The organism is Micromonospora sp. WMMD730 (assembly GCF_049178955.1).
Classification (GTDB): domain Bacteria; phylum Actinomycetota; class Actinomycetes; order Mycobacteriales; family Micromonosporaceae; genus Micromonospora; species Micromonospora wenchangensis.
Map to the genome: position 1 here is coordinate 6,385,834 of NZ_JBMHML010000002.1, position 25,614 is coordinate 6,411,447.

Sequence of the window (25,614 nt, forward strand, 5' to 3'; positions counted from 1 at the left end):
GCACCGCACCTGCCCGCTCTGCGGCCAGGTCCGCTTCCGACGCGTGACGTCGCACCGAGTGTCATCTCACTCGAGCCGCCGAGGGAGACGGTTCCAAGCAGAACGGGGAGCGGGAGCCGCATGGAGTCGTCCTTGCACGCAGCCGCGGGCTCGAACGGCACGGGGCAGCGCGTACCGGCCCCCCGCGCCGCGTCCGGACCGGCCACTCCCCCGGGCGGCCCACCGCCGCCGGCCGACCCGGCGTCGACCGAGGCCCTGACGCCACTGCTGCGCACGGAGATCGTCCGCCTCGTCGAGGCCGAGGCGTCCCCGGCGGTGACCCAGTCGCTGCTGACCCCGCAGCGGCTGCGCGCCATCTGCGAGGTCGCCTCGGAGGACCTGCTCGCGCTGGCCCGCCGGGACCCGGCCGCCGGCGGCTCGTGGCAGTACGTCTGGGACAGCTACGTCGCCTACCGGGCGACCCTCGCCTACCGGGTGGCGCACGCGGTCCACCGGGCCGGGGACACCCCGCTGACCCCGGACGTCCGCCTCGCCGTGGCCCGCCGGGTCTCCGAGGCCGCCAAGGTCCGCACCGGCGTGGAGATCCACCCGGCCGCCAGCATCGGGCGACGGCTGATCATCGACCACGGGCTCGGCACGGTGATCGGCGAGACCACCGAGATCGGCGACGACGCGTACATCCTCCAGGGGGTCGTGCTCGGCGCGCGGGGCATCGCCGACAACCCCAGCGGCCGGCGGCACCCCCGGCTCGGCGACCGGGTCGAGGTGGGCGCGTTCGCCCGCATCCTCGGCGCGGTGACGGTCGGCGACGACGTGCTGATCGGGCCCGGGATCATCGTCACCACCGACGTGCCGAGCCACCGCCGGGTCCGGCTGCTCAACCAGTACCAGGGCGCCTCCGGCGAGTGCAACGTCCGGGTCTTCGGCGTCGTCCCGGTCTGCGAGGGCGTGGTCGAGGTGCACGGCACCGGTCTCGCCGCGATCGAGGTCGACCTGGTGACCAGCACCGGCCAGCACCGTCCGGTGGTGGTCCTGGAGCGCGACGACCGGCGGGTCCGGTGCGCGGTGAACCGTCCCGGCACCGACGAGCGGCTCCGGATCATCGACACCTGCGGGAACGAGACGGTCCTCTACAACCTCCAGCAACTCTGGCGGGCGCTCGACGAGTTCGGCTTCGCGTGACCAGGAGATGAGATGACGAACCACACCGGCGCCCGCGCCGGCCGCTGGCAGCTCGGGCTGCTCTACCTGCTGGTGTGCCTGATCTGGGGCACCACCTGGTACGGCATGAAGATGAGCGTGGAAACGCTGCCGCCGATCACCGCGGCCGGGTTGCGCTTCCTGGTGGCCTTCCCGTTCCTGCTCGCCGTCTGCCTCGCCGCGCCGGGGGTGTCGCTGCTGCCGCCGCCGGGCCGACGCTGGGTGGTGCCGTTCATCGCGGTGGTCTACATCGCCGTCCCGTACGCGCTGATCAACTACGGCGAGCAGCACATCAGCTCCGGCCTGGCGGCGTTGATCTTCTCGTCGGTCGTGGTCTTCCTGCTGCTCTTCTCGGTGCTGATCTCGCGGATCTCGGTGAGCTGGACGCAGTGGGCCGGCGTGGTGGTCGGGCTCGGCTGCCTGGTCGGCATCGTCCAGCTCACCGCCGGGATCAGCGCGCGGGGCGTGCTGGCACCGGCCGCCGTGCTGCTCGCCGCGGTCATGCATGCCCTGACGTACGCGGTGATGGCCCGATACGGCGGCACCGTGCACGTGCTGACCCAGGAGACCCTGCCGATCGGGCTCGGGGCGCTGGGGCTGGTGGTGCTCGGGGCGTTCGTCGAGCGGCCCGACCTGGGCGCGATCTCCGGCCGCTCGCTGACCGGGGTGCTCTACCTCGGCCTGGTCGGCTCGGTGATCGGGTTCGCCGCCTACTTCTACCTGCTCCAGCACGTCGACGCGGTCCTGGTGTCGTACGTCTTCGTGCTCTTCCCGGTGGTGGCGCTGTTCGGGTCGGCGCTGCTGGAGAACGCCACGCTGCCGGCCCTGGCGGTGGCCCTGGCGGTGGTCATGCTCGCCGCGTTCGGGCTGACCAAGAAGGCCACCGGGGACGGTTCGGCGGCCACGCCCGCGCCGGTGGTCCCGGACGACGGGGCGACGCTCGACGGGTCCACCCTCGACACGATCTTCGAGCACGCCCGGGTCGCCTACCCGGGCGAGGCGTGCGGTTTCGTGCACGCCAGCGGGCGGGTGCACGAGGCCCGCAACACGGCCGACGAGATGCACCGCAAGGACCCGGTCCGGTTCCCACGCACCGCCGCGACCGGCTACGTGCTGGCCCCGGCCGACCTGATGTACCTGGAGGACAACCTCGACGTGGACGACCCGGTGGTGGTGCTCTACCACTCGCACCCCAACGGGCGGGCCTACTTCAGCGACGAGGACCGGCGCAACGCGCTCGTCGACGGGGTGCCGCTCTATCCGACGCTGGAGCAGTTGGTGGTCGGCATCGACGACACCGGCGTCCGGGAGGCCCGGTTGTTCCGGTGCGTCGACGGCGAGTACACCGAGCTGCGTTTCCTGCCCGGCCCGGACCGGCGTACGGCGGAGGTGGGCTGAGATGGGCATCCGTGACTCGATCCTGGACACCGTGGGGGGCACCCCGCTGGTGCGGCTCAGCCGGCTCACCGCCGACCTGCCCGGGGAGATCCTGCTCAAGCTGGAGTTGAACAACCCGGGCGGCAGCCACAAGATGCGCATCGCGCTGAACATGATCCGGGCGGCGGAACGGGAGGGTCTGCTCAAGCCGGGTTCCGGGCAGACCATCCTGGAGCCGACCGGCGGCAACACCGGGATGGGGATCGCGATCGCCGCCGCGGTGCTCGGCTACCGGGTGGTGCTGGTCATCCCGGACAACTACAGCGAGTCGAAGCGTCGCCTGCTGGCCAGCTTCGGGGTGGACGTCCGGCTCTCGGACAGCACCCGGGGCAACAACTCACACGGCGAGCTGGCCACCGAGATCCAGTTCGAGCACCCCGAGTACGTGATGCTCAACCAGGCGGCCAACCCGGCCAACCCGGAGATCCACCGGCTGACCACGGTCCGCGAGATCATCGCCGACCTGGACGGCACCCGGGTGGACGCCTACGTGGCAGGCATCGGCACCGGCGGCCACCTGACCGGCATCGGCGAGGTGCTCCGGCAGCACCAGGGCGGGCTGCGCATCCTCGGCGTGCAGCCGCAGGGGTGCGACATGTTCGCCGACGTGTTCGTCCCGCACCGCATCCAGGGACTGTCCATCGGCATGATCCCGCCGGTGCTCAACACGGAGATCATCGACGAGATGGTCACGGTGAGCGAGGCGGACGCGATCGACGGGATGCGCCGCCTGATGGAGTGCGAGGGCATCGGCGCGGGGCCGTCGACCGGCGCGAACATCGCCGCGTGCCGCCGGCTGCTGGCCGCCTCGGACGAGCCGCTGACGCTGCTGACGGTGGCCTACGACCGGGTCAACGACTACCTGGAACTGCTCTGAGCCGGGGCTGACCGCAGCACCGGTGCTGCGGCGGAGACGACGACGGCGGGGTGGCCCCGGGGCCACCCCGCCGTCGGTACACACGCTCAGCTGAACAGGTTGTAGAACTCCTGCGGCGCCTCGACCACCTGGTCGGCGGCGGGCTTCTGGGCGGCGGTGGCGTTGCCGTAGTCCGAGTAGGTGATCTTGATGTCCTGCGCGGCGCTCTGGCCGGCGGCCGGGATCTGGACCACCAGCTCACTGAGCCGGCCCTGCGGGTCCAGCTTCGCGGTGAACGGCACCGACTGCGCCTGCGCGCCCAGTGCGCTGATCACCGTCTGGTCGACGGAACCCGCCTCGGCGGCCTTCGACACGTCCAGGGTGCCGGCATAGCTGCCCTCGCCGGTCTGCCGGACCTCGGTGATGCCCTGGGTCAGCACGGCGCTGCCGGCCGGGTCGACCTTCTCGAAGTCGAACCCGAGCGACTTGTTGCCCTTGATCCGGGTCTGGTCGAGGTGCTGGTACTTGCCGAGGTTGAGCTTCTGCGCGCCGGGGATGCTGCTGGCGGACTTGCCGCCCAGGTCGAGCTTGACCCAGCTGTCCGGCTTGGCGTGGATCAGGTCCAGGTTCATCATCAGGTCCGACGACGCGTCCCCGATGCTCAGCTTCATCTGGGCGCTCTGGCTGGGCTGGTGCACCTGCCCCTCGGCGGTCGACCCCACCCCGCTCATGGTGAACCGGAAGTTGCCGTTGCGGATCTCGTTGGTGGAGTCCAGCAGGGCCTGCTTGGCCTCGGAGGTGCCGGGCGAGGCGCTGCCCGGGGCGACGCTGCCGGAGACCGACGGGGACGCGGAGGACCCCGCCTCACCGGTGCCGGAGTTGTTGCAGGCGGCCAGGCCGGGGGTGAGCAGCGCTGCGGCGAAGACCGCCGTACTGAAACGTCGAATGGTCACGTCGGGTTCTCCAGTCGGGTCGTCCGACCCCCGGCGGGCACCGGGGGCGTGCCGGCACGGGCGTGACACTTCCCGCGCGGCGCACGGCCCCCGCCCGGTCGGGCCGGCCCGGGGTCGTGTCCCTTCTGTTCCCGGACGTCGCCTTCCGCAATCCCCCCCCGGCCCGGTCCACCCGTACCGCCGCCGGTCAGCGCAGTGCGCCGGCCAGCTCCCGCAGCTCGTTGTCGCGGGCGTCGCCCACCACGATCACCGTACGGTTCGGTTCGAGGAGCACCAGCGCCTGCTCGTTGCCCCGCCCGGTGTACCGCTGCCAGTTCGCCCCGCCCAGGTCGGCCGGCCCCTGTGGCTGCCCCTGCGCGGTCAGCTCGGCGGGGATCAGCCGCTGCGGCGGCACGGTGCTCTGCACCAGCTGGGCACCCCGCCCCTCGGGGGTGAGATACCCCACCCGCAGGGTCGCGCCGTCGTCGACGGTACGGAAACTGGCGCTCACCGTGCGCCAGCCGTCGCCCAGCCCGGACGGCTCGGTGACGGGGAAGACGTTCGCGGCGCGGGCCTGCTCGTAGGCGGGGGCGGCGTCGACCGTGGTGGGCTGCTCGCCGCCGAGGAAGCCCCGGTAGAAGGCGAGCAGCAGGGCGATCGGCACCAGCAGGACCAGCAGCGACAGGGCCATGTCCTTGGGCGAACGCTCGGAACGGGGCCGCTCCGGGCGCCCGGGACGCGCCGTCGCCGCCCGGTCCGGCGACCCGGCCCCGGCGACCAACGCCGGTTCGGGCTCCCCGGCGACGGGCGTCGGCTCCGGGTCGCCGCCGGCCACGAGGGCCGGCTCGGGCTCGCCGCCGGCCGGCGTACCCGCGCCGCCGCCGGGCGCGGACCCGGTGGGAGCGTCGTCGGCGGCCGGTGGCACCGGCGGCCGGCCGTCCGGCGGGGTCGGGTCGGCGGGTACGCGGTCGGCAGGCTGTGCGGCTTCCACCGGCCCATTCTCGCAGCCGCCCGGTGGGGCGATCCCGCCCACCATCGCCCCGCCCCGCCCCCGGACCTGGCATCGTGTGAGGATCAGCGACACAGCCGGCAGGGGGCGACCTGCGTCCCCGCCTGCCCACCCCGCACCGTCGCGAGGAGGAAGCCGCCATGACGAACACCAGGACGCGGGTCCCGCAGGACCTCGACCGTAACCTCGCCCTCGACCTGGTCCGGGTCACCGAGGCCGCGGCGATGGCCGCCGGCCGGTGGGTCGGCCGGGGCGACAAGGAGGGTGGCGACGGGGCAGCCGTCGACGCCATGCGCAAGCTGATCAACTCGATCCAGATGCGCGGCGTCGTGGTGATCGGCGAGGGCGAGAAGGACAACGCGCCGATGCTGTTCAACGGCGAGCAGGTGGGCGACGGCACCGGCCCCGAGGTGGACGTGGCGGTGGACCCGGTCGACGGCACCACGCTGATGAGCAAGGGCATGCCCAACGCGCTCGCCGTGCTGGCCGTCTCGGAGCGGGGGGCGATGTTCGACCCGAGCGCCGTCTTCTACATGGAGAAGCTGGCCGTCGGCCCGGATTACGCCGACGTGGTGGACATCGAGGCCGGCCCGGCGGAGAACATCCGGCGGATCGCCAAGGTCAAGGGCACCGAGGTGGCCGAGGTCACCGTCTGCGTGCTGGACCGGTCCCGGCACGACGACCTGGTCGGGCAGATCCGGCGGACCGGGGCCGGCATCCGGTTCATCTCCGACGGCGACATCGCCGGGTCGATCGCCGCCGCCCGCGGCGAGTCGGGGGTCGACGTGCTGATGGGCATCGGCGGCACCCCGGAGGGGATCATCTCGGCGTGCGCGCTCAAGTGCATGGGCGGGGCGATGCAGGCCAAGCTCTGGCCGCAGGACGCGCAGGAGCGGGAGAAGGCGCTCGCCGCCGGGCACGACCTGGACCGGGTGCTCGGCACCGACGACCTGGTCACCGGGGACAACTGCTTCTTCGTGGCGACCGGGGTGACCTCCGGTGACCTGCTGCGCGGGGTGCGGTACCAGGCGGGCGGGGCGTACACCCAGTCGATCGTGATGCGGTCCAAGAGCGGCACGATCCGGGTGATCGACTCGTACCACCGGTTGGAGAAGCTGGCCCTCTATTCGGCGGTGGACTTCGACGGCAGGCCCCTGGCAGAGCAGGAGTGACAGTTTCCGGCACCGCCGCCCCTCCCGTCCTGTCCGCCGCCCGTCGGGTCGCCGGCATCGGGTTGGCCACCGCCGCCGGCGTCGGCGTGGCCGTGCAGTCCCGGATCAACGGCGAGCTGGGCGTACGCCTGGCCGACGGTATCGCCGCCGCGGTGGTCTCCTTCGGCGTGGGGTTACTGGTGCTGCTGGTGCTGGTCCCGGCCCTGCCCGGGGGGCGGCGCGGGCTGGCCGACCTGCGCGCGGCGCTGCGGTCCGGGGCGCTGCGTCCCTGGCAGTTGCTGGGCGGGGTGTGCGGCGCGTTCCTGGTCGCCACCCAGGGGCTCACCATCGGGGCGCTCGGCGTGGCGGTGTTCACGGTGGCGGTGGTGGCCGGGCAGTCGGCCAGCAGCCTGGCGGTGGACCGGGCGGGCATCGGGCCGGGCGGGCGGCAGCCGGTGACGGGCTCCCGGCTGGCCGGTGCGGTGCTGACCGTGCTGGCCGTGCTGCTGGCGGTCGGTGACCGGCTCGGCGACCCGGGCACCCTGGTGCTGGCCCTGCTGCCGTTGCTGGCCGGGTTGGGGCTGGCCTGGCAGCAGGCGGTCAACGGGCTGGTCCGGGCGGCGTCGGGCAGTGCGCTCGTCGCCACCGGGGTCAACTTCGCCGTCGGTACGGTGGCCCTGCTCGTCGCTTTCGGCGTGGACCTGGCGGTCCGGGGTGCTCCCGGTGGCGCGCTGCCGACCGAGCCGTGGCTGTATCTGGGTGGCCCGATCGGCATCGTCTTCATCGCGGTCGCGGCGGCGATCGTCCGGTTCACCGGGGTGCTGCTGCTGGGGCTGGCCACCATCGCCGGTCAGGTCGTCGGGGCCGTCGTGCTGGACGTGGTGCTGCCGACGTCGGCGTCGCACCCGGGCCCGGCCACCCTGGCCGGCGCGCTGCTGACCCTGGTCGCGGTGCTGGTGGCGGCGCTGGGCCCGGTCCCGCGCCGCTGACCCGACCCGACCGTGCCTGCGCTCCACGCACCGGGGCGGCGGTCAGTGGGTCGCGCCCGCCGGGGTGGGCGTCCCGAGGGTGGCGGTGAGGGTGCGGACGGTGGCGGTCAGCGCCTCGTCCAGCGGGGTCGGGGTGATGCCGAGGACGGTGGTGGCCCGGGTCGAGTCCATCACGAACGGCCGGGCGAACTGGTGCGCGGTCTCCCGCAGCTCACGGGCGAAGGGGTCGGTCAGGCCGCCGAGCCAGAGCAGCGGGTAGGGCAGCCGGGTCAGTTTCGGCGGCGGGGCGTCGGCCAGCTCGGCCGCCCGGACGGCCAGCTCGCGAACGCTGGTGGGCGCGGGGCTCGGCACGTGCCAGGCGTGCCCCCAGGCCCGCTCGTCGGCCGCGGCGGCGACCAGGGTACGCACCACGTCCCCGACGTACGTCCAGGTGTGCGCGGCGTCCCAGTTCACCGGCAGGAGGACCCGCTGGCCGGCGAGCACCTTCGGCAGCACCAGCGGCAGCAGGGAGTTGCCCTCGGCACCGAGGTAGTCCGAGCCGCGTACCTCGGTGGTCCGGATCCGGCCGGCGCGGTGGGCGGCGAGCGCCTCGGTCCACATCCGGTTGCGGATCCGTCCTTTGGTGCCGGTGGCGGCGAGCGGGGTGTCCTCGGTCATCGGCGCGTCGACCGGGCCGTAGCCGTAGAGGCAGCCGACGGTGGCGAGCACCGCGCCGGTGCGCTCGGCGGTGGTGAGCAGCGCGTCGGCCAGCGGCGGCCAGTCGGTGGCCCACCGGTGGTAGGCCGGGTTGGCGCAGTTGTAGAGCGCGACCGCCCCGTCGGTGAGGGTGGTCAGCCGGTCGGTGTCGGCGGCGTCGGCGGCGATCCGCTCGATCGCCGGGTCGACGGGGCCGGTGCCCCGCCGGGTGACGAGCCGGACCTGTTCGCCCCGCTCGGCGAGGTGGTGTGCGGTGGCGGTGCCGACCGGGCCGGCGCCGACGATCACGTGCAGCGACATGGGAGAGCCTTTCGAAGCAGTAGACCGGATCGAGAGCACTGCTCTCGTTGAGCTGCGTCCAGCATGACCGGCCCCCACCCGCCGAGTCAAGAGCAGTGCTCTCTATTTTGATTGGCGCTCTGTTCCGTGGCAGAGTGGCCGTATGCCGGCTTCCTCGATCCGCGCCCGGGTCCGCGCCGAGATGATCGACGAGATCAAGGCGGTGGCCCGCCGCCACCTCGCCAGCGACGGGGCCGACCTGTCACTGCGGGCGGTCGCCCGGGACATGGGGATGGTCTCGTCGGCGATCTACCGCTACTTCCCCAGCCGGGACGACCTGCTCACCGCGCTGATCATCGAGGCGTACCAGGCGCTCGGCGACGCGGTGGAGGCCGCCGACGCCGCCGTCGACCGGGCCGACCTGCGTGGCCGCTGGCACGCCGTCTGCCGGGCCGCCCGCACCTGGGCGCTGGCCCACCCCGCCGAGTACGCCCTGCTCTACGGCAGCCCCGTGCCCGGGTACGCCGCCCCCGTCGACACCGTGCTCCCCGCGCAGCGCCCGCCGCTGACCCTGCTCGGCATCCTCCGCGACGGGGTGGCCGCCGGCCGGATCACCCCGCCCGACGACGACCTGCCCGAGCCGGTCCGGGCCGACCTGGCCGAGATCGCCGCCGGACTCTTCCCCGGCCTGCCCGAGGCCCTGCTCGCCCGGGGCATGGCCGGCTGGACCCAGCTCTTCGGGCTGATCAGCTTCGACCTCTTCGGCCGCCTCGACCCGGTCGTCCCGCACCGGGACGCCTACTTCGACCACCAGACCGCCCTGATGGCCGACCTCGTCGGCCTGCCCTGACCCCGCCCGCCGGGCGTCACCGCCCCTGACCGGCCCGCACCCGGGCCCGGCCTGCCCGACCCGGTCAGCCGGCGTCGGAGGAGTGGCCGGGGAAGAGGTGGGCCGCCGGGTCGATGGCGACGGCCGCGTTGTTGACGGCGGTGGCGGCCTCGCCGAAGCCGGTGGCGATCAGCCGCACCTTGCCGGGGTACTCGGTGATGTCTCCGGCGGCGAAGACCCGGGGCAGGTTGGTCGCCATCGCGCTGTCCACCACGATGTGCCGGCGGTCCAGCCGTAACCCCCACTCGGCCAGCGGCCCCAGGTCGGCGGTGAAGCCGAGCGCCGCGACCACCGTGTCGACAGGCAGGGTCTCGGCCGCCCCGCCCCGGACGGTGATCTCGGCGGCGGTGACCGTGTCGTCGCCGTAGAGCCGGGTCACCTCCGCGTTGACCACGACCCGCACCGGCAGCGACAGCACCCGGGCCACGGTCGCGGCGTGCGCCCGGAACCGTTCCCGGCGGTGCACCAGGGTCACCGAACGGGCCAGCGGTTGCAGGGTGGCCGCCCAGTCGAACGCCGAGTCACCGCCACCCACGATCAGCACGTCCCGGTCGGCCAGCGCGGTCGGCTCCGGTACGAAGTAGACGATCCCGCCGCCGACGAAGCTGTCCGCGACCGGCAGCGGGCGCGGGGTGAAGCTGCCCAGCCCGCCGGTGACCAGCACCGCGCCGCAGCGCAACTGCTCGCCGCCGGCCAGGCCCAGCACCGGTCGGCCGTCGGTGTGGGCGAGCTTCTCGGCCCGGGTGCCGAGCAGGTACTCCGGGTGGTAGGGCGCGGCCTGGGCGAGCAGGTTGGCGACCAGGTCCCGGCCCTTGACGGCGGGAAAGCCGGCGACGTCGAGGATCAGCTTCTCCGGGTACATGGCGGTGATCTGCCCGCCCGGCTCGGGCAGCGCGTCGACGACCGCCACCGACAGCCCCCGGAAACCCGCGTAGTACGCGGCGAACAGCCCCGTCGGGCCGGCTCCGATCACGGCGACATCGACCTCGCGCATGGGCGTACCGTCGCTTTCCGCTGGCGATCAACGTGCGCCGCGCCGGTGGCGGGGCGACGCGTGCTGCTGCCGACGGTAGGCCCGGCGCGCGGTCCGGGCAAGCATTCCCGCTCCGCCACGCGGGTCGTCCGCTCAGGGGGTCAGGGTGGACTCCACCCGGTACTCCCGGTACGGGTCGTAGGGGCGGCGACGCCGGAACAGGATCGCCGCGACCACCCCGCCGAGCAGCCCGAACAGGTGCCCCTGCCAGGAGATCCGCTCGTCGGTGGGCAGGATGCCGAGCAGTTGCCAGCCGTAGAGCAGGCCGACCAGCAGCACCACCCCGAAGTTCCACCAGCTCCGCTCGACGACGCCCCGGGTGAACAGCAGACCCAGGTAGCCGAAGATGACCCCGCTCGCGCCGACGACCACCGAGTTGGGCGAGCCGGTGAACCAGACGCCGAGCCCGCTGACCAGGATGATGACCAGGGTGGACCAGAGGAAGCGGCGGGTGCCGGCGGCCAGCACGAAGGTGCCGAGCAGGATCAGCGGGATGCTGTTGCTGTAGAGGTGGTCGAAGCCGTGGTGCAGGAACGGCGAGAAGAACACCCCGTCGAGCCCTTGGACGCGCTGCGGGATGATCCCGGCGGCCACGTCGAGCCCGAAGCCGAGCCCCTGGTCGAGGGCCTCGATGAGGAAGAGGAACGGCACCACCGCGCACATGGCGACGAAGGCCCGGCCGAGGGATGCGTAGAACGCCTCGGTGCCGAACCGGTCGGGGTCGCCGCCCGTCGGGTGCAGGGTCACCCCACCATGGCTATCAGCATTCTTCGCCGACCGCCACCCGGGTCCCGCGCCACCGGGGGTACGCAGACGGCGGGGCGGGTGGTCGCCCACCCGCCCCGCCGTTGCGGTCGTCGCTCAGTACCAGCCGGAACTCTGGCTCTTGGCCCAGGCGCCGCACGGGCTGTCGTACCGGCCCTCGATGTAGCCGAGGCCCCACTTGATCTGGGTGACCGGGTTGGTCTTCCAGTCGCTGGCGACCGAGCTCATCTTGCTGCCCGGCACGGCCTGCGGGATGCCGTACGCGCCGGACGAGGAGTTGCTGGCCTTGGGGTTCCAGCCGCTCTCCTTGTTCCAGAGCTTGTCCAGGCAGGGCATCTGGTCGATCTTGAAGCCCGCCTGGAGGAGCATCGCGCAACCGGTCTTGCGGTGCCCGCTGTACGAGCTGCACGAGGCGGGGACCGGGCCGGCGAAGGACTTGATCTTCCCGTCCTCCTCCTTTGCCTTGGCCTCGGCCTCGCGCTCCTTCTTCCGCGACGCGGCGGCGGCCTCGGCGGCCTTGGCCCGCTGGGCGGCTTCCTTGGCCGCCGCGGCGGCCCGCAGCTTCGCCTGGTACTCGGCGGACCGCTGCTTCGCGGACTCCCGCCGGTGGTCGGCCTGCCGGTCACGCTGGTAGTCGTACTCGGCCTGGTCGACCTGGAGGCCGACCTGCGCGGTCAGGCCCTGTTGCTGGGTTTCCCGGTCTTCGCCCAGATAGAAACCGCCGGCAACGCCCACGGAGAGCAGTGCGACAGCGGCCGTACGGGCGCCGAACCGGCTCCACAGCCGACTCACGAAGTGTCCCTTCGTCGGGGGCAAGGACGCGGCGCGGACCGGCCCTCGACGGACGCGGTCGTGCCACGAGCGCCCCGACCTGAGCCGGTCGCCACCGACGCACCGGCAGGGGGTGGCTGTGCGCCCCCAGGGGGGACGAACGGTCACCAACACCCCCACCGGGACGTGGACGCTCGTGGGACACGATTGCGCACAGTGAGGCTGATGGGAAACCCACCGGCCATTTTGTGACCTGTGCCACAAAGTGAATGCGGACGATGAGGGGCGACCCCCTCCCCGCGACGGTCAGCCCGGGATGTCCTCCAACAGATCCGTCACCATCGCCGCGATCGGGGACCGCTCGGACCTGTTCAACGTGACGTGCGCGAAGAGCGGGTGCCCCTTCAACGCCTCGATCACCGCCGTCACCCCGTCGTGCCGCCCGACCCGCAGGTTGTCCCGCTGGGCGACGTCGTGGGTGAGCACCACCCGCGAGCCCTGCCCGATCCGGGACAGCACGGTGAGCAGTACGCCCCGCTCCAGCGACTGGGCCTCGTCGACGATGACGAAGGCGTCGTGCAGGCTCCGGCCCCGGATGTGGGTCAACGGAAGGACCTCCAGGATGCCCCGCGAGGTGACCTCCTCCAGCACGTTCTCGTGCACCACCGCCCCGAGGGTGTCGAACACCGCCTGCGCCCAGGGCGACATCTTCTCCGACTCGGACCCGGGCAGGTAGCCCAACTCCTGCCCGCCGACGGCGTAGAGCGGCCGGAAGACCACCACCTTCTTGTGCCGGCGGCGCTCCATCACCGCCTCCAGCCCGGCGCACAGCGCGAGCGCCGACTTGCCGGTGCCGGCCCGGCCGCCCAGCGACACGATCCCGATCGACTCGTCGAGCAGCAGGTCCAGCGCGATCCGCTGCTCGGCCGAGCGGCCGTGCACACCGAACGCCTCGCGGTCGCCCCGCACCAGCCGGACGGTCTTGTCGGGCAGCACCCGCCCCAGGGCCGACCCCCGGGCGGAGTGCAGCACCAGGCCGGTGTGGCAGGACAGGCCGGCGGCGGCGTCCAGGTCGAGGCAGTCCCCGGCGTAGAGCCGGCCGATCTCGTCCTCGCCCAGCTCCAGCTCGGCCATCCCGGTCCAGGTCGGGTCGCTGGCCTGGCCGTGCCGGTACTCGTCGGCCCGCAGCCCGACCGAGGCGGCCTTGACCCGCAACGGCATGTCCTTGCTGACCAGCGTCACCTCCCGCCCCTCGGCGGCCAGGTTCAGCGCCACCGACAGGATGCGCGCGTCGTTGGACTCGTTGCGGAACCCGGGGGGCAGGACGCCGTCGTCCGAGTGGTTCAGCTCGACGGTGAGCGTGCCGCCGGACTCGTTGGCGGGCACCGGACGGTCCAGTCGACCGTGCCGGACCCGCAACTCGTCGAGCATGCGCAGGGACTGGCGGGCGAACCAGCCCAGCTCCGGGTGGTGTCGTTTGCCCTCCAACTCCGAGATCACCACGAGCGGCAGGACCACCTCGTGCTCGGCGAAGCGGTGGAAGGCCGCCGGGTCGGACAGGAGCACCGACGTGTCCAGAACGAACACCTGGCCGGCTGGGCCGGGCTCCTCGGGGCCGGGCGGGGCGGCGGCCGCCGAACGGCGGCTCCGGGTGGCTCGGCGGGTCGTGGCAGTCGCGGCCGGGATCTGGTCGACACCGGCGGGCGTACGGCGAGTCGTCACAGGCCTGCTCCGACGGACGGGCATCCGCCATCCGCGTTCCGCCTCCTCCGGTGCCCGGGACACGGGGTCGGATGCGGAACCCCGTGCGCGAGGTCGCAGATCCGGGCGGCCGGCTGACCCGGGAAAACCCCGGGTCATGCCTAGACGCTAGCGGCGCCGGGCCGCCTCGGCTAGAGGGCGGACGAGGATCTCCCGCGCAGCGGGCGCGCCCCGCCCGGTGGGCGGCGCGGACCGGCCGGGATGCCTGCCCCCTGCGCGCATCCCGGCCGGTGCGGCCGCGTCACCGGGCGACGCGGTCGGTGTCGGTACGCCGTACCGACGCTTGTCGGCTCCTGTGGGTTCAGCCGGACCGGCGGACCAGGGTGCCGGTCGGGTGCCGACCCGCGACCGGGCCCGACGGGCTGGCGAACGAGGAGCCGGTGTACGTGGTGCCCTGGCGGACCGCGGGGGCGGGACGCCACGTTGCGTTGGGCGGCACGGCCGGGGCGGTGAGCGCCGAGGCGAGCACGGCCTGGGCGTCGCGCCGCCGCCGGTTCCAGGCGCCCCGGTCCCCGTCGAAGTAGCCCTGCCGGTAGCCGAAGCGGTACCCGATCCGGTAGCTGAGCTGGCCGTGCAACCGGCCGGCGGCGTAGCTGGCCGCCCCGAGGACGAGGACGAGGAACAGGGCGAGCAGGGGGCTCATCGGGCGGCTCCGGTGGGCTGCGGTGGCCGGGTCACCGGTCCTCCGGCTCGGCCGGGCTCGGGTCGACGACCAGCAGCCGTTCCAGGTCCTCGGTGCTGACCTCCTCGACCAGTTCGACGCTGATCCGGCAGCCGTCCAGCACGACCTCGGCCATCGAGGAGCGGCGGATCTCGCCGCCGGCGTCGTAGACCCGGACGCTCATCTCCGGGCAGCCGAGATGGGTCCGCCAGGCGTTCCACTCGTCGCGGTCGCCGACGCTCAGTGACAGGTAGCGGCAGCCCCGGGCGAGGTAGAGCCGCCAGGGCGCGCTCAGCCCGGCGGCGACCCCCTCCGCGATCAGGCCGAAGGCCTGGGCACGGGTCGCGAGTTCGGTCACCGGATCCCCCTCGCACCGGGAGCGTGACGCATGTGAGCACTGATCGTCTCAAGCACGTGACACACCGTAGGTTGTCCCATGAGCGTGACAGTATCAGCTTTTCGTCCGGTTCCCGATCGCCTCGCCTGACGGTATTATGCCCAGGTGAGACCCCTTCGTACCGGTCCCTGAGCGGACACGGTCAACCCGGTGAGGCCGTCTCATATGCGTGACAAAGATCCGCCCCGGGCAGCCCGGACGGGCACTACGGTCGTACGGTTTCGGGGTGACCGAGACCGCCCCCGCCCGGAAGATCGCATTCGCCACCTTCGTTCGTCGGGCGCTCGACGATGCCCGGGCGATGCGCGCCTGGACCGGCACCGAGGTCTCCCGCCGCACCGGCGTCTCCCGCCAGACGATCAACAGGTGGGTCCGCGGCGACTGGGCCAGCGACCCGGAGGCGGAACGGGTGGTGGCGTTCTGTGAGGGGCTGGGCCTCAACCCGGCCGCCGCCTTCGCCGCCCTCGGCTGGGACCGCACCGCCACCCCCCGGGGCGCCCCCGGCACTCCCCCGATGGACCCGGACGTCGAGGCGCTGCTGCGCCGGCTGGTCGATCCCGCCGTGTCGGACGCGGAGAAGTTCCACATCCGAGAAACCATTCGTTACCTCGCATACCGCCCCACTCTCCCGCTCGATGTCCGAAAGGGTGGAGAGCAGGCCGGGTAGTTCCTCAGATGGCGAAAGAACGCCTGAGCAGACCCGATCGTTTCGCTCCGGGCCGGCAACGGGCACGCTAGCGTCCCTATTCGTACTGCTTGGGCTCGTCGTCGGCGGGGGGACGGGACAAGGCCGAACTCAGCCCTGCGGGACAGAAGGAGGGGTCTGTCCATGACCCTGAAGTGGTGGGCAGTCGTGGTCGCGGCAGTCTCCCTGACCGCGTGCGTGACCGCGAACCTGGTGGTCGGCGTGGGCGGGAGCGGGCAGATCCCGCTGGTGTTCAACCTCTTCGCCCTGACCGTCGCCGGCACCGCCGTCGTCCTGGCGGTGGTCGCCGAGCTGCACGACCGGCTCGACGACCGGGTCAGCGCGCTCACCGAGTTCCTGGTGGCGCGGCTCAACGAGATCGAGACCCGCACCGGCGACCGGAACACCGGTTTCGTCGAGGGTTACCTGCTCAACCAGGGCCGGGAGGCCACCGTGGTGCCGTTGGGACGGCGGGGACGGGGAGCCGCCGAACGCTGAGCGGCATTCAGAGACCACACACCCCGGCGGTGTCAAGAAGCCACTCCGAAGCCACGAATCAGCCGCCGCCCCCGGGGTACGCTGTCGCGCGTGCCGCCGTTGAATCTGGGTAACCAGCAGCCACAGACCCCGCTGGATGCTGAGCACGCCTGGCGTACCACCGCCGAGCGGGCCGCCGACACCGTCCTCTTCTTCGACTTCGACGGCACCCTCGCGCCGGTCGACGACGACCCCACCGCGGTACGCCCCGCACCCAAGGTGCTCGCCGCCCTGGAGGCCCTGGCCCCGGTGGTGCAGCGGGTGGCGATCGTCTCCGCCCGTCCCGTCGACTTCCTCCGTGACCACCTCGGCGGCCTCACCGGGATCGACCTCTACGGACTGTACGGACTGGAGCACAGCCACTCCGGCGGCGAGACCGTCACCGAACCCGCCGCGCTGCCCTGGGTGCCCACCATGGCCGAACTGGCCGACCGGGCCCGCGCCGAACTGCCCGCCGGGGCGCTCGTGGAGTTCAAGCGGCTGAGCGTGGCACTGCACTGGCGTACCGCGCAGCAGCTCGGCCCGGCGGTCGAGCAGTGGGGGCGGGCGCAGGCCGAACGGCTCGGGCTGCGGGTGCAGGCCGGCCGGATGGTGCTGGAACTCAAGCCCCCCGTCGACCGGGACAAGGGTCTCGTCATCGGTGAGGTGGTCCGGGACGCCGGTGGCGCGTGGTATTTCGGCGACGACGTCTCCGACATCAAGGCGTTCGCGGCACTGCGCGCCCGGTCCGCCGCCGACCCGGGGTTCCTCGGCATCTGCGTGGCGGTGGCCAACCCGGAGACCGGCCGGGAGGTGGCCGAGGCCGCCGACCTCACCATCGACTCCCCCGCCGCGCTGGGCGACTTCCTCACCCGGGCCGTGGACCACCTGACCTGACCGCGCCCGCGCGGGCGTCGACCGGGCTGCCGGGGGCGGGGCGCGGCGGCGGGTCAGGTGCCGTAGCGGCGTTGCCGGGTGCCGTAGGAACGCAGTGCGCGCAGGAAGTCGACCCGCCGGAAGTCGGGCCAGTTCAGCTCGCAGAAGTAGAACTCCGAGTGCGCCGACTGCCAGAGCATGAAACCGGACAGGCGCTGCTCGCCGCTGGTCCGGATGATCAGATCCGGGTCGGGCAGGCCCCGGGTGTAGAGGTGCTCGGAGATGTGGTCGACGTCCAGCGTGCCGGCCAGTTCCTCGATGGTTCCACCCTTGGCCGCGTGCTCCACCAGCAGCGACCGCACCGCGTCGGTGATCTCGCGCCGGCCGCCGTAGCCGACGGCGATGTTGACCTGCGCGCCGCCGGTGCGTTCCCGGGTGCGTTCCTCGGCGGCCTTGAGCGCCTGGGCGTGCTGGGTGGGCAGCACGTCGAGCGCGCCGACCATCCGTAGCCGCCAGGGGTTGCCCTCCTCGGCCAGCTCGGTGCTGAGATCCTCGATGATCTGGAGCAGCGGGTCGAGTTCCTCCGCCGGCCGGGACAGGTTGTCGGTGGAGAGCAGCCAGAGCGTGACGTGGCCGACACCGGCCGCGTCGCACCAGCGCAGCAGCTCCTTGATCCGCTCGGCACCCATCCGGTGCCCGTCGTTCGGGTCGACGAGGCCCATCTCCCGCGCCCACCGGCGGTTGCCGTCGCACATCACGCCGACGTGGCGGGGCACCGGTCGACCCGCGAGCCTGGCCGTCAGCCGGCGCTCGTAGACGGAGTAGAGGAGTTTCCGCAGAGTCATCACCTTGCAGGGTAGCGACCCACACCGAACATCAGTGCCTCGGTGGCGCACTCCGTGCGTGATCAAGAGAAATACGTCGTCGGCGGGCCGTCCACTGACCGAAATCTCTTGATCACCGGCGCCGGGGCGGGGGCGGGGCGTGCGGTCTCACCGGGGCGGGACGGTGGGGGTGTCGGGGGCGCGGTGCAGGGCGTAGAGGGCCAGGGTGGCCGCGGCCAGCAGGGGTGCGCCGTCGCGGATCAGGCCGTCCAGGCCGAGCAGCCACCAGCACAGCGGCAGGTTCACCGCGAGCACGCCCAGGGTGATCGTCACCAGCAGGCGGCGGGCCCACCGCCTGCCGCGCAGCAGGAACGCCGTACAGAACAGCACCAGGTAGCTGACCACGATGCCGGCGGCGAACCAGGCCAGCACCACCGGGACGACGGCGAGCCGGCCGTCCAGCACCGCACCGCCGGCCACCAGCGCCGGCACCAGCATCAGCGGGCTGTACGTGAACGCGGCCACCCGGCTGGTCAGCAGCCAGGCGGTGACCTGGGGGCGTTTCGGGGCGACCTCCCGCCAGGTGATCGTCCCGCCCTCGACGACCAGGCCCTTGCGGTGGCGCACCAGGTGCCCGGCGACGGCGTCGCTGCGGTAGAGCAGCACGACCACGGCGAGGCAGAGCGCGGTGAGCACGGCGAAGCCGACCAGGCCGGGCAGCGGTGGGACTCCCTGCCGGGGCACCACCAGCCGGCCGACCGCGAAGACGGTGGTCACGGCGAGGATCAGCCCGAACGGCCTCGCCCCGGCCCGCCCCCGGTTCACCTGCCCGATCAGCACCAGGAAACCCAGCGACCGCAGCATCGCCCAACCGGTGCGGACCGCCAGGCCGAACTCCTGCTCCGGGGCGTACCACCAGTTGAGCAGCTCGACCGCGACGGTGGCGGCGGCGGTCGACGCGAGCAGGGTGGTCAGCACCCGGACGGCGGACGGCCGCCGGACCGGTGGGGTCACGGCGGCCGTCCTCATGACTTGCGGTCTTGCCCGGTACGGGCGACCGGCACACCTGTTACCGGGGCTGCTCCGCGTCGAGCCGGGCGCGCAGCGCGTCCAGCTCCGACCAGAGGACGGCCGGCAGCTTGTCACCGAACTTCTCGAACCACTCGGTGACCAGCGGCAGCTCGTTACGCCACTCCTGCGGGTCGACCTTGAGGGCGATCCGGACGTCCTCCGGGGTCATGTCGAGCCCGTCGACGTCCAGCGCGTCGGCGGTCGGGACCATGCCGATCGGGGTCTCGACCGCGTCGGCGCTGCCCTCGATCCGCTCGACGACCCACTTGAGCACCCGCGAGTTCTCACCGAAGCCGGGCCAGAGGAAGTTGCCCTCGGCGTCCTTGCGGAACCAGTTCACGTAGTAGATCTTGGGCAGCTTGGCGGCGTCGCCGTCGACGCCCTTGCCCATCTCGATCCAGTGGTTGAAGTAGTCGCCGGCGTGGTAGCCGATGAACGGCAGCATTGCCATCGGGTCGCGGCGCACCACGCCGACCGCGCCGGAGGCGGCGGCGGTGGTCTCCGAGGACAGCGTCGCGCCCAGGTACACCCCGTGCACCCAGTCGCGGGCCTCGGTGACCAGCGGGATGGTGTCCCGGCGACGGCCGCCGAACAGGATCGCGTCGATCGGTACGCCGTTCGGGTCGAAGTAGTCGTCGGCCAGGATCGGGCACTGGGTGATCGGGGTGCAGAACCGGCTGTTCGCGTGGGAGGAGAGGTTCTCGCTCTCCGGCGTCCAGTCGTTGCCCTTCCAGTCGATCAGGTGGGCCGGCGGCTCGCCCATGCCCTCCCACCAGATGTCGCCGTCGTCGGTGAGGGCGACGTTGGTGAAGATCGAGTTGCCCCGGTCCAGCGTCCGCATCGCGTTGGCGTTGGTCTTCCAGTCGGTGCCCGGGGCGACGCCGAACAGGCCGTACTCCGGGTTGACCGCGTAGAGGCGGCCGTCGGGGCCGAACCGCATCCAGGCGATGTCGTCGCCGATGGTCTCGACCTTCCAGCCGGGGATGGTCGGCTCCAGCATGGCCAGGTTGGTCTTGCCGCAGGCGGACGGGAACGCGCCCGCCACGTGGTAGACCTTCCCCTCCGGAGAGGTGATCTTCAGGATCAGCATGTGCTCGGCGAGCCAGCCCTCGTCGCGCCCCATCACGCTGGCGATCCGCAGCGAGTAGCACTTCTTGCCGAGCAGCGAGTTGCCGCCGTACCCGGAGCCGAAGGACCAGATCTCCCGGGTCTCCGGGAAGTGCGAGATGTACTTCGTCTCGTTGCACGGCCAGGCGACGTCGGACTGGCCGGGGGCGAGCGGGGCGCCGATGGAGTGCAGTGCGTGCACGAAGTCGGCGTCGTCGCCCATCGCGTCGAGCACACTGGCGCCCATCCGGGTCATGATCCGCATCGAGGCGACCACGTACGGGCTGTCGGTGATCTCGACGCCGAACATCGGGTTCTCGGCCTCGACCGGGCCCATGCAGAAGGGGATGACGTACATCGTCCGGCCGCGCATCGCACCCCGGTACAGCTCGGTCATCGTCCGCTTCATCTCGGCCGGCGCCATCCAGTTGTTGGTGGGGCCGGCGTCCGCCTCGTCCACGGAACAGATGAAGGTGCGTTCCTCCACCCGGGCGACGTCCGTGGGGTCGGTGCGGGCGTAGAAGGAGTTCGGCTTCTTTTCCGGGTTCAACCGGACGAGGGTGCCGTTGTCGACGAGTTCGTCGGTGAGACGCCGCCACTCCTCGTCGGACCCGTCCACCCAGACCACCCGGTCGGGGGTGGTGAGTTCCGCGATCTCCCGGACCCAGGCGAGCAGCTTGGGGTGGGTCGTGGGGGCCTGATCGATCCCCCGCACAGTAGCCGGAGCAACCATGACTCATCTCCTTGTGGTCGACGCTGACCGATTTATGGGATGCACGAGTCTCGGCGGACGCGGGCCGCGTCGCCTTCGTGGAAACCTGGGATTGGCCTCAGCGTAAACCGGGCGGACCCGCGAGTCAGTGGGACTGGTTGTGAAGAACTGCACAAGGTGCGGCCCGGCTGCGGTAACACGAGCTGATACCCGCTTTCACGCGCACTTTCACGCAAATCCTTCGACGAACTGTCGACGGACGCGGGAACGCCCCGCGGACGGCGGGGGACCCGGGTCGACCCACGGCGCGGCGGCGGCTCGCCGGTGGCGCCCCGTCCGCGACGCCGGTTACCGGTACGCTCGCGAGGTGGCCGCGACGATGACCGGGGACCAGCCGGGTGCCCCGCAGACCCGCCCGGGTCTGGTTCGTACGCTGCTGGACAGGTTCGGCCACCTGCTGCGTGAGTTGAGCAAGTTCGCCACCGTGGGCGGGGTGGCCTTCCTGGTCGACTTCGCGCTGTTCAACTACCTCACGCTGGGGCGCGGCGTCGAGCCGGTGACCGCGCGGGTCGTCTCCACGGTGATCGCGGCGACCGTCGCCTTCGTGGGCAACCGGTTCTGGACCTGGCGGCACCGGGTCCGCTCCAATCCGGCCCGCGAGTACGCGCTGTTCTTCTTCTTCAACGCGGTCGGCCTGGGCATCGCGGTGGCCTGCCTGGCGGGCAGCCGGTACGGGCTGGGCAGCATCTGGCCCGGCGTGTTCCGCACCCCGCTGGCCGACAACATCGCCAGCTACGTGGTGGGCACCGCCCTCGGCACGCTGTTCCGGTTCTGGTCGTACCGACGGTTCGTCTTCGTCGAAGCGGGAACTCCCGCCGTCACGGAGGCGACCAGCGACCCGTCGTCCGGGTCGTGACCGGTCGCCCATCCCGTCCAGCCGGAGTTCCCGGCACCGTCCTCAGCCCTAAGGTGTTGCGCATGCGTCTTGTCCGTCTGCTGCCCGAGCGCTGGCAGAAGTTCATCCGCGAGGCGCTCAAATTCGGCATCGTCGGGGGCGTCAACACCGTCATCAATTACGCGGTGTTCAATGCTCTGGCACTCACCGTTTTTGTCGACGGTCAACTGAAGGCGACGGTCATCGCCACCATCGTGGCGACGATCACGTCGTATCTGATGAATCGTCACTGGACGTACCGGGATCGACCGAAAGCGGCACTCCAGCGCGAATACGCCCTGTTTTTCCTGTTCAACGGTGCCGGTCTGATCATCGAACTCGGCGTCCTCGCCGCCGCCAAGTACGGCCTCGGGTTCAACAGCCTGCTCGCGCTCAACGTGGCCAAGACCGGCGGCGTGCTGCTCGCCACCCTGTTCCGGTTCTGGTCCTACCGGACCTTCGTCTTCCAGCCGGTCCCCAAGCACGCCGAGGAGACCTGGCACTCCATCAAGCGCGACGAGTGGGACACGATGGCCGAGCTGGACCCGGTCGCCGAGCTGGCCGAATCGGTCAGCGAGCTGGAAGAGGCCCAGAGCCAGGCCGAGGACCACACCACCCCGGCCACCGGGACGCCGGCCCCGACCGCCGAACCGGTGTTCAAGCAGGGCCGGGGCGGCACCCTAGGCCCCGCCGCCGCCGGCGGTGACCTGGGGGCGGAACTGGCCGCCGAGCTGCACGCCGGCACCACCCCCCGCACGCCGCGCCCCTGACCGGCCCCGGGGGACACCCGGGCCGGCGGGCCGCCGAATCAGCCGGTGGTGTCCCGCAACGGCTTGCCCTCGCGCATGTCGGCCAGGATGTCGCGCATCTCCCCGTCGCCCAGCGTGTGCTTGTCGTGCTGCGCCTCCACCAGCTCGTAGAGGGTGGTCTGCACCCGGTCGACCCGGGGCACGTCGACGAGCACCGACTGCCCCCGCTCGCCGGCCGACTCGATGGTGAGCGTGCCGCAACCCAGCAGCCGTTCGGTGAACCGCTGGGTCATCGAGTGGTCGTTGATCCGGGCCAGCGGCAGGTCCCGCCGGTGCCGGGAGAAGACACCCTCCTGGAGCAGCACCCGCTCGTTGGTGAACAGGTAGTGCGTGCTGCGCCAGACCAGGAACGGCCACAACCCCAGCCAGAGCACCGCGATCAGGAACAGACCGGCGAGCACGGCGAGCACGAGCGCGCCACCGTCGCCGTCGGGCAGCAGGAGCCAGCCCGCCACCACCGCCGCGACACCGAGGACCAGCACCAGGACCGGCCGCGACAGCGCCTTCCAGTGCGGGTGCAGGTGCAGGACGACGTGCTCGTCCTCGGTGAGCACGTCTTCGGGGAACGCCACGGGAACCTCCTCGGCGACAATCGGACGCGCTGACCGTAACCGGTCGGGGCGACCCACCGGATCAGCCGGGCGGACCGCCGTGCATCCCGCGCACGAACCGACCGTGGGCCGCCGGTCACCGCAGGTGCAGCACGTCCCCGGCGGCCAGCCTGCGCTGTCCGGCGGCGGTGTCGACGAGCAGGTGCCCGTCGGCGTCCACCCCGGTGGCGAGCCCGGTCAGGTCGGTGCCGTCGGGCAGCAGCACCCGAACCCGGCGGCCCACGGTGACGCAGGAGGCCAGGTACGCCGCGCGCAGGCCGCACGCGTCGGCGTCCCCGCCGGCCAGCCGCCACCGGGCGTACCAGTCGGCGAGCGCGCGCAGCAGGGCCCGCAGCAGCGGGTCCCGGTCGGTCGCGGTGGCCCCGGCGAGTTGCAGCGAGGTCGCCGGCAGCCCGGTCGGGTTCTCCGGCAGCTCGTCGGCGCGCAGCGTCACGTTCAACCCGACTCCGAGCACGATCGCGGGGGGTTCCGCCGCACCGGCGGCCGGCACCGCCTCGGCCAGGATGCCGGCGCACTTGGCGTCCCCGATCAGCAGATCGTTGGGCCACTTCAGACCGGCGTCCAGTTCGGCCAGCCGGGAGACCGCCTCGACCAGCGCGACCCCGGCGAGCAGCGGCAGCCAGCCGTACCCGGTGGGGGCGGCCGGCGGCCAGTCGCGGTCGGCGACGGGCTCGCCCGGCCGCAGCAGCACGCTCGCCGCGAGACCCGCCCGGGGCGGCGACTGCCAGGCCCGGCCGCGTCGGCCCCGGCCCGCGGTCTGCCGCTCGGCGACCACGACCAGGCCCTCCGGCTCGCCGGCCCGCGCGGCGTCGGCCGCGTCGGCGTTGGTCGAGCCGGTCTCCGGCCGCAGGTCCAGCCGACGCCAGGGGCCCGACGGCGCGGTCAGCGCCCGGGACAGCCGCGCCGCCGACAGCGGCGGTCGGTCCAGATCGGTGTACGGCGAACCCGGCATCCCGCCAGCCTACGGGCCCGGTCGACACGCGCGCCCGACCAGCCTCCGGCGGAAGCTACTGAGGCGTACTGCACAGCGGCGTCGGCCTGAACCATCGTTATATTCCCAGGGTGACTACCGAGACCGGGACCAACATCCACAGCACCGCGGGCAAGCTGGCGGACCTGGAGCGCCGGGTCGACGAGGCGGTGCACGCGGGCGCACGCGGCGTCGAGAAGCAGCACGCGCGGGGCAAGAAGACCGCCCGGGAGCGGATCGACATGCTCCTGGACGAGGGCTCCTTCGTCGAGCTGGACGAGTTCGCCCGGCACCGGTCCACCAACTTCGGGCTGGACCGCACCCGCCCGTACGGCGACGGGGTGGTCACCGGCTACGGCACCGTCGACGGCCGGCAGGTCTGCGTCTTCGCGCAGGACTTCACCGTCTTCGGCGGCTCCCTCGGCGAGGTCTTCGGGGAGAAGATCGTCAAGGTGATGGACCTGGCCATGAAGATCGGCTGCCCGGTGGTCGGGATCAACGACTCCGGCGGGGCACGCATCCAGGAGGGCGTCGTCTCGCTCGGCCTCTACGGCGAGATCTTCTTCCGCAACGTGCGGGCCAGCGGGGTCATCCCGCAGATCTCCCTGATCATGGGCCCGTGCGCGGGCGGCGCGGTCTACTCCCCGGCGGTCACCGACTTCACCGTGATGGTCGACCGCACCTCGCACATGTTCATCACCGGCCCGGACGTCATCAAGACGGTCACCGGCGAGGACGTGGCGATGGAGGAGCTGGGCGGCGCGCGTACCCACAACACGCGCAGCGGCAACGCGCACTACCTCGCCACCGACGAGGACGACGCGGTCGACTACGTCAAGGCGCTGCTGTCCTACCTGCCGTCGAACAACCTCGACGAGCCGGTGGTCCTCGACGCGCCGACCGACCTCGACGTCACCGACGCCGACCGGGAACTGGACACGCTGATCCCCGACTCGGCCAACCAGCCGTACGACATGCACCGGGTCATCGAGCACGTCCTCGACGACGGCGAGTTCCTGGAGGTGCAGCCGCTCTACGCGCAGAACATCGTGGTCGGCTACGGCCGGGTCGAGGGCCGTCCCGTCGGGGTGGTCGCCAACCAGCCGATGCACTTCGCCGGCACCCTGGACATCGCCGCCTCCGAGAAGGCAGCCCGGTTCGTGCGCACCTGCGACGCGTTCAACATCCCGGTGCTGACCTTCGTGGACGTTCCCGGCTTCCTGCCCGGCACCGGCCAGGAGTGGGACGGCATCATCCGCCGGGGCGCGAAGCTCCTCTACGCGTACGCCGAGGCGACCGTCCCGAAGGTCACCGTGATCACCCGCAAGGCGTACGGCGGGGCGTACGACGTGATGGGCTCCAAGCACCTCGGGGCGGACCTCAACTTCGCCTGGCCGACGGCGCAGATCGCGGTGATGGGCGCGCAGGGCGCGGTGAACATCCTCTACCGGCAGGAGTTGGCCGCCGCCGAGGACCCGGCCGCCGTCCGCGCCGAGCGGATCGCCGAGTACGAGGACACCCTGGCCAACCCGTACGTCGCCGCCGAACGCGGGTACGTCGACGCGGTGATCCCGCCGCACGAGACCCGGACCCAGATCGTCCGGGCGCTGCGGGTGCTACGGACCAAGCGGGAGACGTTGCCGCCGAAGAAGCACGGCAACATCCCGCTGTAG

The 25,614-nt window shown here is 72.3% G+C and carries 26 protein-coding genes; 12 read left to right on the plus strand and 14 right to left on the minus strand.

Features of this window, described 5'->3' with window-relative positions; translation table 11 throughout:
• Positions 1-132: 132 nt before the first annotated feature.
• Genes ACN265_RS27075 through ACN265_RS27085 form a run of 3 tightly spaced genes read left to right on the plus strand, consistent with a single transcriptional unit; the run spans position 133 to position 3,514 of the window.
• The gene (locus ACN265_RS27075; RefSeq protein ID WP_377683424.1) at positions 133-1,182 is read left to right on the plus strand and encodes a serine O-acetyltransferase; all 1,050 of its coding nucleotides are present in this window, start codon (positions 133-135) and stop codon (positions 1,180-1,182) included.
• A 12-nt stretch (positions 1,183-1,194) separates the two neighbouring features.
• Positions 1,195-2,598: an EamA family transporter gene (locus tag ACN265_RS27080; RefSeq protein WP_421410444.1), complete on the plus strand. Its 1,404-nt coding sequence runs from the start codon at positions 1,195-1,197 to the stop codon at positions 2,596-2,598.
• A gap of 1 nt (position 2,599) precedes the next feature.
• Positions 2,600-3,514: a PLP-dependent cysteine synthase family protein gene (locus tag ACN265_RS27085; protein WP_204927495.1), complete on the plus strand. Its 915-nt coding sequence runs from the start codon at positions 2,600-2,602 to the stop codon at positions 3,512-3,514.
• An 86-nt stretch (positions 3,515-3,600) separates the two neighbouring features.
• Here the strand turns inward: ACN265_RS27085 and ACN265_RS27090 are convergent, their stop codons facing one another.
• Both ACN265_RS27090 and ACN265_RS27095 read right to left on the minus strand, forming a co-directional pair.
• Positions 3,601-4,446: a hypothetical protein gene (locus tag ACN265_RS27090; RefSeq protein WP_204927494.1), complete on the minus strand. Its 846-nt coding sequence runs from the start codon at positions 4,444-4,446 to the stop codon at positions 3,601-3,603.
• Positions 4,447-4,633: 187 nt separating this feature from the next.
• Entirely contained in the window at positions 4,634-5,416 is a 783-nt protein-coding gene (locus tag ACN265_RS27095) for a DUF4245 domain-containing protein (protein ID WP_421410448.1), read from the minus strand.
• 158 nt (positions 5,417-5,574) lie between these two features.
• Between ACN265_RS27095 and glpX the strand changes: the two genes are divergently transcribed.
• Entirely contained in the window at positions 5,575-6,606 is a 1,032-nt protein-coding gene (glpX, locus tag ACN265_RS27100; protein WP_088643985.1) for a class II fructose-bisphosphatase, read from the plus strand.
• The gene (locus ACN265_RS27105; protein WP_204927492.1) at positions 6,603-7,574 is read left to right on the plus strand and encodes a DMT family transporter; all 972 of its coding nucleotides are present in this window, start codon (positions 6,603-6,605) and stop codon (positions 7,572-7,574) included. Before glpX ends, ACN265_RS27105 begins: the two co-directional genes overlap by 4 nt.
• Before the next feature lie 42 nt (positions 7,575-7,616).
• Here the strand turns inward: ACN265_RS27105 and ACN265_RS27110 are convergent, their stop codons facing one another.
• Positions 7,617-8,570 (minus strand): NAD-dependent epimerase/dehydratase family protein, encoded by a 954-nt coding sequence (locus ACN265_RS27110; protein ID WP_421410451.1) that lies wholly within the window; start codon positions 8,568-8,570, stop codon positions 7,617-7,619.
• A 142-nt stretch (positions 8,571-8,712) separates the two neighbouring features.
• On the opposite strand from ACN265_RS27110, the gene ACN265_RS27115 reads away from it, so the two are divergent.
• Entirely contained in the window at positions 8,713-9,399 is a 687-nt protein-coding gene (locus ACN265_RS27115; RefSeq protein ID WP_088643982.1) for a TetR/AcrR family transcriptional regulator, read from the plus strand.
• A 64-nt stretch (positions 9,400-9,463) separates the two neighbouring features.
• Here ACN265_RS27115 and ACN265_RS27120 read toward each other — a convergent pair whose 3' ends face one another.
• The 6 genes from ACN265_RS27120 to ACN265_RS27145 form a co-directional block, all read right to left on the minus strand.
• Complete coding sequence (locus ACN265_RS27120; RefSeq protein WP_088643981.1) at positions 9,464-10,432, minus strand: NAD(P)/FAD-dependent oxidoreductase; 969 nt, start codon at positions 10,430-10,432, stop codon at positions 9,464-9,466.
• 132 nt (positions 10,433-10,564) lie between these two features.
• Positions 10,565-11,218 carry a rhomboid family intramembrane serine protease gene (locus ACN265_RS27125; RefSeq protein ID WP_088643980.1) on the minus strand — a complete coding sequence of 218 codons (654 nt, stop codon included), beginning with the start codon at positions 11,216-11,218 and terminating at the stop codon, positions 10,565-10,567.
• Between the two features lie 114 nt (positions 11,219-11,332).
• Complete coding sequence (locus ACN265_RS27130; RefSeq protein WP_204927488.1) at positions 11,333-12,028, minus strand: transglycosylase SLT domain-containing protein; 696 nt, start codon at positions 12,026-12,028, stop codon at positions 11,333-11,335.
• A 285-nt stretch (positions 12,029-12,313) separates the two neighbouring features.
• Positions 12,314-13,729, minus strand: coding sequence for a PhoH family protein (locus ACN265_RS27135; protein WP_421410454.1), 1,416 nt, complete (start codon positions 13,727-13,729; stop codon positions 12,314-12,316).
• 340 nt (positions 13,730-14,069) lie between these two features.
• Positions 14,070-14,411 carry a hypothetical protein gene (locus ACN265_RS27140; protein WP_204927486.1) on the minus strand — a complete coding sequence of 114 codons (342 nt, stop codon included), beginning with the start codon at positions 14,409-14,411 and terminating at the stop codon, positions 14,070-14,072.
• Positions 14,412-14,442: 31 nt separating this feature from the next.
• A complete protein-coding gene (locus ACN265_RS27145; protein WP_088643976.1) occupies positions 14,443-14,787 on the minus strand; it encodes a hypothetical protein in 345 nt (114 codons plus the stop codon).
• Between the two features lie 265 nt (positions 14,788-15,052).
• Here ACN265_RS27145 and ACN265_RS27150 point away from each other — a divergent pair, with 265 nt between their 5' ends.
• From ACN265_RS27150 to otsB, 3 genes are all read left to right on the plus strand, one after another.
• Positions 15,053-15,493 (plus strand): XRE family transcriptional regulator, encoded by a 441-nt coding sequence (locus ACN265_RS27150; RefSeq protein ID WP_204927485.1) that lies wholly within the window; start codon positions 15,053-15,055, stop codon positions 15,491-15,493.
• Positions 15,494-15,655: 162 nt separating this feature from the next.
• Positions 15,656-16,009: a hypothetical protein gene (locus tag ACN265_RS27155; protein WP_204927484.1), complete on the plus strand. Its 354-nt coding sequence runs from the start codon at positions 15,656-15,658 to the stop codon at positions 16,007-16,009.
• 90 nt (positions 16,010-16,099) lie between these two features.
• Complete coding sequence (otsB, locus tag ACN265_RS27160) at positions 16,100-16,924, plus strand: trehalose-phosphatase (RefSeq protein WP_204927483.1); 825 nt, start codon at positions 16,100-16,102, stop codon at positions 16,922-16,924.
• Positions 16,925-16,977: 53 nt separating this feature from the next.
• Here otsB and ACN265_RS27165 read toward each other — a convergent pair whose 3' ends face one another.
• The 3 genes from ACN265_RS27165 to ACN265_RS27175 form a co-directional block, all read right to left on the minus strand.
• Positions 16,978-17,748, minus strand: coding sequence for an isoprenyl transferase (locus tag ACN265_RS27165; protein WP_363654124.1), 771 nt, complete (start codon positions 17,746-17,748; stop codon positions 16,978-16,980).
• A 147-nt stretch (positions 17,749-17,895) separates the two neighbouring features.
• On the minus strand, positions 17,896-18,756 hold the full coding sequence (locus ACN265_RS27170) for a hypothetical protein (RefSeq protein ID WP_421410459.1): 861 nt from the start codon (positions 18,754-18,756) through the stop codon (positions 17,896-17,898).
• A gap of 40 nt (positions 18,757-18,796) precedes the next feature.
• On the minus strand, positions 18,797-20,638 hold the full coding sequence (locus ACN265_RS27175; protein ID WP_204927480.1) for a phosphoenolpyruvate carboxykinase (GTP): 1,842 nt from the start codon (positions 20,636-20,638) through the stop codon (positions 18,797-18,799).
• Positions 20,639-20,996: 358 nt separating this feature from the next.
• On the opposite strand from ACN265_RS27175, the gene ACN265_RS27180 reads away from it, so the two are divergent.
• A complete protein-coding gene (locus tag ACN265_RS27180; RefSeq protein WP_232378585.1) occupies positions 20,997-21,533 on the plus strand; it encodes a GtrA family protein in 537 nt (178 codons plus the stop codon).
• 62 nt (positions 21,534-21,595) lie between these two features.
• A complete protein-coding gene (locus ACN265_RS27185) occupies positions 21,596-22,321 on the plus strand; it encodes a GtrA family protein (RefSeq protein ID WP_420119444.1) in 726 nt (241 codons plus the stop codon).
• A 38-nt stretch (positions 22,322-22,359) separates the two neighbouring features.
• Here ACN265_RS27185 and ACN265_RS27190 read toward each other — a convergent pair whose 3' ends face one another.
• Together ACN265_RS27190 and ACN265_RS27195 are read right to left on the minus strand one after the other, a co-directional pair.
• Positions 22,360-22,932, minus strand: a complete 573-nt coding sequence (locus tag ACN265_RS27190) for a PH domain-containing protein (RefSeq protein ID WP_420119445.1) — start codon at positions 22,930-22,932, stop codon at positions 22,360-22,362.
• Between the two features lie 115 nt (positions 22,933-23,047).
• Positions 23,048-23,923 carry a biotin--[acetyl-CoA-carboxylase] ligase gene (locus ACN265_RS27195; RefSeq protein WP_421410463.1) on the minus strand — a complete coding sequence of 292 codons (876 nt, stop codon included), beginning with the start codon at positions 23,921-23,923 and terminating at the stop codon, positions 23,048-23,050.
• A 110-nt stretch (positions 23,924-24,033) separates the two neighbouring features.
• On the opposite strand from ACN265_RS27195, the gene ACN265_RS27200 reads away from it, so the two are divergent.
• On the plus strand, positions 24,034-25,614 hold the full coding sequence (locus ACN265_RS27200; protein WP_421410465.1) for an acyl-CoA carboxylase subunit beta: 1,581 nt from the start codon (positions 24,034-24,036) through the stop codon (positions 25,612-25,614).